Genomic DNA, 8,172 nt, shown 5'->3' on the forward strand with positions numbered 1-8,172 from the left:
GATCAAATCTAGGCAGTTCGTTTACCCTGGTCAGTTTCATCCGGCGAAGGTGGGTCACTTTACCCGGCTTATCCAATTGATGGATTGATTGGAATCCTAAGAGAAACAGGAATAAAGGGAATACTCAAACACTCCGATCTGATTGTGTGGAATCACATAATGGAAAGAGGATGGTGTGAAGATAGTTCAAGGGATGGAATGATTAGATACCTACGTGAGAATACCGATATGAGTTATGGGGAAATTACCTCGTTACTGAATAGGTTCAAGAATTGGAAAGAACTTCTTCCATCATACTCGTTGAGGTTGAACCAAAAGTTGGATTCAATCAATAAGAGATACAATTCAATTGTACCATTCCAATGGATTGGGGAAAGTGATAATCGGAAACTACTTGGATTTGTGAACGAGGAACGTGGTATCAATGTCTATGATGGTAGTGGGGATTTCTTGGTGAAGGTATGTGAGATAAAAAAGGGAAGTTGGGAAGTAATTTGGAAAAATACAATGAATCTTACAGTACCTCAACAGAGATATATATTGGATGAAATCTCACTTTTGAAAAAGACAAATTGGATTTGATTATGGAGAATCCATTTGAAGAACAGATTGAAGGTTTGGAATTCTATCGATGGATATCGGTGGATGATTGTTCAGAAAAATTGAACGTGAGTAAAAGAACCATTTTCAAATACCTCAAAGAGGGAAAGATAAGGGGTGTGAAATGGAAAAACCGAAGGTTGGTAGATTCAGTTTCGGTAATCGGTTTCCTGCTGGAGAAAAGGGTAATTGAATACGAACAACTCAAAAGTGAGGAAATGAAGAAGATGGTTAAGAGAAAGTTGATTGAGTAGGTTCAATACGAGTTATTAAAACTTCTCATAACACCCAATATGACATCTTTGTTTTCCTCACTTAACTTGGAAAACTCTTTTTTGAATTGTTCCAACTTATCTTCTTGGGTTTTCTTATCAGATTTATATAACCCCCTAATTTTAAGGGTATCGGTAGTAGTTACTGAAATGTATTTTGAAAATTCGGAGAAGGTTTTGTGTCCAGAGAGTTTCATTATCGTTTGATAATCCATATTCCCCAAATCAATGGAATTCTTTACAAAACCTCTCCTTCCACCATGGGATGATATTAACTCCCAAAGTGGTTTTTCCTCTGTATCCACCACTTTGGACCCTATCATTTTTGGTTTGGTAATCATCCTATTGAATCCCAAATCCTTTAAGAGATATTTCAATTGTTTATTGAATTTCTGTTGGGAAATTTTTGGAAAAAGGGTTTGTGTTTTTGATTTCCCACTACTGAACTTTCTGAATATAAACCCCCCAATATCATTAAGGGGAACACTTACCTTTTTGTTTGTTTTTTGTTGAACCCAACTGAATATTTGAGTTTTCGGGTCAAAGTCCATGTTACTCAATTTGAAATGTGGGATATCCCCAATCCTACAACCAATAGAGTTTTGAAATAGGAAAATATACTTTACCAGTTCCCAATTCGTAACCTTTAGAACCCCACCGAACTCCTTACTCCGTGTTCCTTTCAATGGTTCTTCAATGATAATAATATGAGGGTTTTTTAGTAATTCTTGTTCCTTCGTTTCATCATAATCCCATTTCTTTGAATTAAAGAGTTTAATAACTTCTTCTGTTCTCAGATACACCTTTTCATCTTTCTCAATAGTTGATTCCAACTTCAACCGTGGTTTCCTATTGATATATCCCATTTGATGTGAGAAATACAGAAACCCACTAAGATTATCATAGAGTTTGTTGAGGTAGGAATTTGAAATGTTCTTTTGATTCCACATATAATCATTGAACTCACTTTGAAATAGGATTGTTTTTAATACCACATATTCAAAGGAGATTTTCCTCCCAATGTATTCTTCAAATTCCTTTAAGTGATTTACTAAAGTGGTGATTGTTTTACGATACCCGTAGGAGGTATTTTTCTTGGTTTCAATGTATTCATCAAAAGATTTCCAAAATGATTGGATTTGTGGTGTTTTCAGTTCACGGAATTTCTTTCTTTCTTCAAATTCTCTTTTGATAAATTTCGGATTCGGTTCAAAACCATCTTCGATAGATTCACTAATGATTCTTTGTAAATCATCTAATATTCCGTTGATTATCCTTTGTTTATCTGTATAGTTTGGAGTTCTTGGGGACAACCCTCCTTTCTTGAAATGTTTTTCGGATAAATCAACTCCACTATAAATTGAGGATTCAGAGTATTTCCCATTGGAATTCCTACCACGAATTCTTATATACAATGGATATTCCCCAATCTCATTTTTGGATTTTTTATCTAATTTGAGAGAAGTGGTCATATCTCAAATATAGTGAAATTCGTGGTTTTGTGGGGAGTAATATGGGGAGTGAAATCTCAATAAAAGAAAAAACCCTTGAAAATCAAGGGTTTGTAAATAAAAAAGTCGGGGTGGCAGAGTTTGAACCCTTTACCATAACCTCATATAAACCAGAAGTTTATGTTTTGTTTTCCAAAATAGGACATCCTATAGGACATCTTCGTGTGAAATTTGAGTCTTTCACGGCTGCAAAAATACCAAATGGTTTTGATTTAACACAAACGAAAACAAATAATTTCAAATTTAATTACCCAGCATATTCTCAAAAACAATTAAAATCCAGATAATCAGTAAACTTGGATTATATCATTTGGGAACCTTCTATATAGAAAACTAAAAAGTTTAGGGGTTAAAGAAATCAAATCCTATACCCATCAAAGCGTTTTCCAACTCATAGGTTACTTCAATAGCATATGGTTTTTTAAGCACACCATGGATTGATTCAGGAGCAAAAACCCGCAGGACTTGTATACTATCCAACGCTTTGTAGTAATCATTATAATTAAGATCGACATCAAATTTCACCAAAAACAAATCTGAAGATTTGACCAACCTTTCCAAAACCTCACTATTCCCAAAACTATAGTTCACCTTATCCACTACAAACCTTGAGTTGGACAGGACAGAAATTGATTGATAATTGATACTCCCCAGGGTTTGTTCAATATGCTTTTCACTCAACCTGTATAGGTCACGGGAAAAATTGTTCTGCCAAATAGCAGGTATGGGAAACAAAGGGGGTGTTGATGGCATATCATCAAAGGTACCTTCTTCATTGGTAGTCGAATAGATGAATTTGGATGAGAAATAATAGTCTCCAGCATCATCAAGTCTATTCGCATCATTTTCCGAGCCTGCAATGAAAATAGAAACCCCAAAATCATCTTTGCTACCACCAGCTTTATAGTGAATGAATCCACTCCAGACCTTTGCTATTTCGCTCCGAAGCCTTTGGACAAACCGATGTGAAATACTTTTGTCGGCATATATTATTATATGCTGAACACGTTTTCCGGTTGGCCCCATTTCGGTCATCACTATCTTGCTCGATACCTGGTTCCATTGACTGAGCTTCAAATCTTCAAAGTAGAGCTCCTCATTTTTGGTGACGTAAAAAGAATAATGGGGCGTATCCAATTCAAAATCCAAGTTTGAAGAACCTTTGGGGAGCTCAATGGCATCTATCTGTGCACTACAGGAAATATTGTGGAATAAGACAATTGACACAACCAAAATCAATCTATGGTAGTAATATGGCATCTCAAATATTTATATAAATGAATCTATCAAATGTTATATGATCAATGTCAATGACTTATTTTGCTCTCCTATATACAAAAAATTTTAACCACATAACCAGTAACCCTTGTTTCTTTAAAGGCTTCTAAAAATCCCTGGCCTATAACATCATGCATACAGGGAGTTAAAGTCATAAAGATATCGAGGTAAGCAAACCTTCATTGAAAACCAATTTTTCCAAATAACAGTCGGTTAAGCTCGGTTTAGTTCGCGCCATCTCTAAAAATCCTAAAAAGAAGAGCCCTAAATATGCTATAACCCATCAAACAGGCTCCTCAACAACGATAAAGTTAGCATTGGACCTAAACCACTTCATTAGTCAAAAATGATCTTAACATTCCCTTCCTTATTGCCCTCTTGCACTATTTTTTTAATTAGGGACATTTTTTCGTCTTCGGATATTCGGATATCATCATGAGGACTTTCCCAATTCTTAATTGAATCTTTGTCGGCATAAAATGCCGGGGTCGTGGTAAGCTCACCTTCAATTTTTAAGGACTTACCCTCCGTTTCAACTATAATATATGATCTGGTACCAGTTATTTTCATCTTTTAAAGATTAGTGTTTCCTTCAAAGTTACTGGGTCTATGGTAAATATCCTAGTCACATTTTTGTTGGCCTTCAGGGCAGGTAGTTCAACTGTTTCCCAAACGCTGCCTGGTCTTAAATCCTTTCCTATGATAGCTCGGACGTCCCCAACAGCTTCATTTGCATATAATTTTGATACTTCCTTCCAAGCTTCAAGCGATTGTGGATTAGCTAGATCCCAGTTTGGTAGTTGAATATTCTTGGAATCAATCAATCCTTCAAGTGTAGTTCCTCCTTTTGATTTTGCAATTTCCAATGCCCTTGTAGCACCGCCTACACCATTGGTCTTTCCTGACCAAAAGAATGATTTATTATTTCCGGCCCTAAACAATGGGGCCAGTTTTTCCAAGTTGGTTATAAAAGTTTTGGCGCCTTGTTTTGTTACTATTTTTAAAGCTTTTGCCCCTTTTACAACCTTGAAAGCGGGCTTAAGAATTTTTCCGCCCGGTACGTTGCCAATAATTAGGAATATTCCCGCTTCCGCCCTACTAGCTTCATTACCATCAAAATCCTCTCCATTAATCAAAATCACAGCATCCTCAATTGGAAGGGCATATCGAGCTACCCCTTTCATCCCCTTCCAAAATGCCTGGGCCAAGTAAGGGTCACTGGTTGTACTGACCCCACCAGCAGGCATTAGTAGCTCATGCCATCCATTGAGTTCCTTATTGTAGATGTAATAATAGTATCCATCATCGTTCAGGCTCGGCTCTGAAAATGAATTACCACCGTTGATCCCTTTTCTTGGGGAGTTTGAACGATAGACCCATCCACCATTATTGAGTCGGTAGAACCTGTTGGGACCGTTCCCGTCCAAAACATAATTGTTATAGGCCAACGCATCCAGACCTCCTAATTTGCCGGAACCTTTCGGACTTAGAAACCCATCCAAAATTTTGTTCAATTTGTGGGTCAGAGCAACCTCACTATCCGTATAAAACTCCTCCTTGTGCTCCTCAATGACCCTTTTCTTGATATCGTTGAACATAGCCGCTACCTGGCCCGGTGATTTTCCGGGGTAGGGACCGACCCCTTGCGCCTGTTTATTGAGAACATCAGTAACATAAGCGTCATTGAAGACTAGGGCATCCAGTGATAACTTAGGTGCATTCTTCTTGCCCAAGTTCAAAAGTGTCGGTGAATCCCAAAACTGGGGAATGTTATATTTGGAAATCGGAACGGACATAACACCTGAATTACGGTTGTTGTACTGGGTCAGGTAGGCCGTCATCAGGAATATCTTGTCCTGAAGCCCTTTCTGTCCATAGTAGGAATAATGTTTGCCTGACATAGTGCTGACCAGGGTTCCATTGTCAACTATTTTGTACAGACCCTGAGCCCATGAACGGTTCAAAGCTGAGTTATATTCCGGGTCTTCAAAATCCTCCGTGGCAAGATTTTTAACCGAAGTGAGCTGGGCACCACTGGCGCGACCTAAATTGACCCCCCTGACATTGACATCAAATAAGTAACAGTCTATCCGGTGTTCCACATATGACCCACAGGTTCCCTTGACCTGGTTCCACTCATCAAGAAGGTTAAGCTCAAAAGTGTACTGCTCCTGTTCCTTGTCAAATCCATTGGCCTTTTTAGTATGGCTATAAGCTACCGATCTTGCGTTTGTTTCTACCCGCCTAAGATTCTTTTCATAATTCTTGAAGAAATCCTTCTGGGCCGTTCCAAAGTTTGTATGGTTCGTTCCCAATTGTCTATTGATTTCCTTTAGGAAATTGGCCTCCTGCTTTTTTAGCCAATCATCTACCGCTTTTTGTTGGGCTATGGAAATGGCATTTTGCAGATCGAGCATAACCTGCATATTATTATATGTGATTTCAAAATTGAAAGGGTTCTCCTCGGTCTTGGCCACTGTTTTTTTAATTAACGTGCCTGAAACATCCGCCTTTTCTGCATCGATTGCAGCCTGCTTATCATAATAATGCAGCTCGTACTGAGCATTTACCTTGCCCGCGAAAAGTAAAACGGTGAGAAATAGTAATGTTAAGTATAGGTTCTTCATCTTTCTGTGATTATCGTTTGATTACCAATTTTGTATAAACTTTGTCATTGACCTGGACATGGATCACATAAATCCCGGATTCGAGGGATCCATTGGAGATGGTATGGACATGCTCCCCTGCTCTTAGGAAACCACTGGTCACGTTCTCCACGTTGGCACCACCATAATAGTCCATGAGCCTTACCTGCACATGGGCATCGGTTTCCAGTTCGTAATGGATAAGAAGGTCATTCACAAAGGGATTGGGGTACAGTTTTATAAAGCTGTCCCCCTGTTCGGCAAAGGCGGCCAAGGCCTCTTCCGAAATCGGGACGCCATTTTGGGTCAGTAACAACAACATCGGAGGGCCGGGTTCTGACCAATCCAGTACCTGGGTATCCAATCTGCCCAAAAGGTAATCCGTACCCTCTATGTTCCCTATGGTAAAGGACATGGAGTTCAATCCGTAATCAAGCGTTGTATAATCGGGATGGTCGGTGTACTGTTTCTCCATGGTAATCCGGCCATCAAAGATGGTCAGTTCACCGTTCCTCCAGATCGCCTCACTTGTCATGGAGCTCTCGCCAATCTGAATGGTGCTTTCCACAGTTCCATAGGCATCAGAGACCTCTCCGACAGTCAAACTTGCAGGAAAGTTTCGGATCATCTGCGTACCCGACCAGTCCATCTCCACCCATTGCCCTTTCCAACTTCCGGTAATGGATTCCGGGATGGTTGCCGTTTCAGTTTGGGGAACGGGCAGGCTTACCCCTTGGTCTTCAGCAATGGTCTCCAAAAGTTCTCCATTTTCAGAGTCTTGCTGTGCCATTACATCCTCAACTACTTCTTCATTCTCCAATTGCCCCAAGAGCACCTCACTGTTGTAAATGGTATTGTTCCTTAAAATATCCAATGCCCTTCTCCTATCCTTCGGCACACCATATCCGAAGTAATACATCTTGGCCAACCAGTGCTTTGCCATGGGATGATCACTAATAGTGAACCATTCTACAGCCTTGGTGTAATCCTGTGGGATGTTGCCCAGTCCCTTTAGGTACAGATAGCCCAAGCTGTAGCTGGCCTTGGCATTGCCCATGTCATGGGCGGCCATGAACTGTTCCCTCGCACGGTCAAAGCTCAATGTGGTGCCGATTCCGTCCTTGTACAAAATGCCCAGCAAACAGGTGGCAGCTGCATCCCCAGACTCGGAAAGCTCCTTTACCTGTTTGAAAACTCGTTTCGACTCCTTTCTGTCAAGATCCCCAAGGTAGATATAGTCCTCTACGGATTTCAGTATGGAATCATTGTCCACATCCTGCGCCTGGAGGGACATACATAATACAATGGCAAGAAGTGCCATGATCGGATTTCTGTTCATATGATATAGATTAATGGTTTGCTCCGTTGTTGATAGAACCAGATGGTCATGTTGTCGGGAACAAGTCCGTTCCCTTTGGAATGTAAAAAGTAGCCATGTACCATAAATACTTGGTTCGGTTCGTTGATAGATTGGGCTTTTTTCAGTACCCGGAACACAATTGTCCCAGGGTCATGAAATATAGGGGCAAGGTATATCAAAATTTAGGTTTTCACTCAACGATGAAACCTTGGAATTTCTAAGGTATGGACCTTAGTTTTACTAAGGAAACATTATAGAAGGCCTTTGTTTCTGGCTGTTTCGATAAGGGGATGGGTCTGTCCGCCATCCAGACCGAACAGCCTGGCAAGTCTCCGTTTTCGCCATTCGATTCCTGAAGTGGACATTTTGAGCTCTTCCGAGAGTTCACGGGTACCCGCCCCTCTGGACAATAGGAACAAAAGTCTTCGATGGATAAGCCGGGTAAAGTGACCCACCTTCGCCGGATGAAACTGACCAGGGTAAACGAACTGCCTAGATTTGATCTA

Annotated in this window: 9 protein-coding genes; 3 read left to right on the plus strand and 6 right to left on the minus strand. The window is 40.1% G+C overall.

Annotated features, from left to right (window positions below; genetic code table 11):
• Positions 1-84 precede the first annotated feature (84 nt).
• The gene (locus SD450_RS19390) at positions 85-582 is read left to right on the plus strand and encodes a hypothetical protein (protein WP_318346000.1); all 498 of its coding nucleotides are present in this window, start codon (positions 85-87) and stop codon (positions 580-582) included.
• A gap of 2 nt (positions 583-584) precedes the next feature.
• A complete protein-coding gene (locus tag SD450_RS19395) occupies positions 585-854 on the plus strand; it encodes a hypothetical protein (protein ID WP_318346001.1) in 270 nt (89 codons plus the stop codon).
• A 2-nt stretch (positions 855-856) separates the two neighbouring features.
• Here the strand turns inward: SD450_RS19395 and SD450_RS19400 are convergent, their stop codons facing one another.
• Entirely contained in the window at positions 857-2,344 is a 1,488-nt protein-coding gene (locus tag SD450_RS19400; protein ID WP_318346002.1) for a tyrosine-type recombinase/integrase, read from the minus strand.
• 29 nt (positions 2,345-2,373) lie between these two features.
• On the opposite strand from SD450_RS19400, the gene SD450_RS19405 reads away from it, so the two are divergent.
• A complete protein-coding gene (locus tag SD450_RS19405) occupies positions 2,374-2,670 on the plus strand; it encodes a hypothetical protein (protein WP_318346003.1) in 297 nt (98 codons plus the stop codon).
• A gap of 55 nt (positions 2,671-2,725) precedes the next feature.
• Here SD450_RS19405 and SD450_RS19410 read toward each other — a convergent pair whose 3' ends face one another.
• From SD450_RS19410 to SD450_RS19430, 5 genes are all read right to left on the minus strand, one after another.
• The gene (locus tag SD450_RS19410; protein WP_318346004.1) at positions 2,726-3,532 is read right to left on the minus strand and encodes a hypothetical protein; all 807 of its coding nucleotides are present in this window, start codon (positions 3,530-3,532) and stop codon (positions 2,726-2,728) included.
• A 465-nt stretch (positions 3,533-3,997) separates the two neighbouring features.
• Positions 3,998-4,231 carry an Imm74 family immunity protein gene (locus tag SD450_RS19415; RefSeq protein WP_292965816.1) on the minus strand — a complete coding sequence of 78 codons (234 nt, stop codon included), beginning with the start codon at positions 4,229-4,231 and terminating at the stop codon, positions 3,998-4,000.
• A complete protein-coding gene (locus SD450_RS19420) occupies positions 4,228-6,288 on the minus strand; it encodes a hypothetical protein (protein ID WP_292965819.1) in 2,061 nt (686 codons plus the stop codon). The genes SD450_RS19415 and SD450_RS19420 overlap by 4 nt, the downstream gene beginning before the upstream one ends.
• A 10-nt stretch (positions 6,289-6,298) precedes the next feature.
• Complete coding sequence (locus tag SD450_RS19425) at positions 6,299-7,645, minus strand: T9SS type A sorting domain-containing protein (RefSeq protein WP_292965822.1); 1,347 nt, start codon at positions 7,643-7,645, stop codon at positions 6,299-6,301.
• 272 nt (positions 7,646-7,917) lie between these two features.
• Positions 7,918-8,121: a hypothetical protein gene (locus SD450_RS19430; RefSeq protein ID WP_318346005.1), complete on the minus strand. Its 204-nt coding sequence runs from the start codon at positions 8,119-8,121 to the stop codon at positions 7,918-7,920.
• Between the last annotated feature and the right edge of the window lie 51 nt (positions 8,122-8,172).

It is taken from the genome of Flagellimonas baculiformis, from assembly GCF_033441575.1.
Taxonomy (GTDB): domain Bacteria; phylum Bacteroidota; class Bacteroidia; order Flavobacteriales; family Flavobacteriaceae; genus Flagellimonas; species Flagellimonas baculiformis.

Bases quoted from the DNA above. Each gene is read 5' to 3' on its own strand.
- SD450_RS19395 (WP_318346001.1), top strand. From the start codon at position 585: ATGGAGAATCCATTTGAAGAACAGATTGAAGGTTTGGAATTCTATCGA.
- SD450_RS19400 (WP_318346002.1), bottom strand. From the start codon at position 2,344: ATGACCACTTCTCTCAAATTAGATAAAAAATCCAAAAATGAGATTGGG.
- SD450_RS19415 (WP_292965816.1), bottom strand. From the start codon at position 4,231: ATGAAAATAACTGGTACCAGATCATATATTATAGTTGAAACGGAGGGT.
- SD450_RS19420 (WP_292965819.1), bottom strand. From the start codon at position 6,288: ATGAAGAACCTATACTTAACATTACTATTTCTCACCGTTTTACTTTTC.
- SD450_RS19425 (WP_292965822.1), bottom strand. From the start codon at position 7,645: ATGAACAGAAATCCGATCATGGCACTTCTTGCCATTGTATTATGTATG.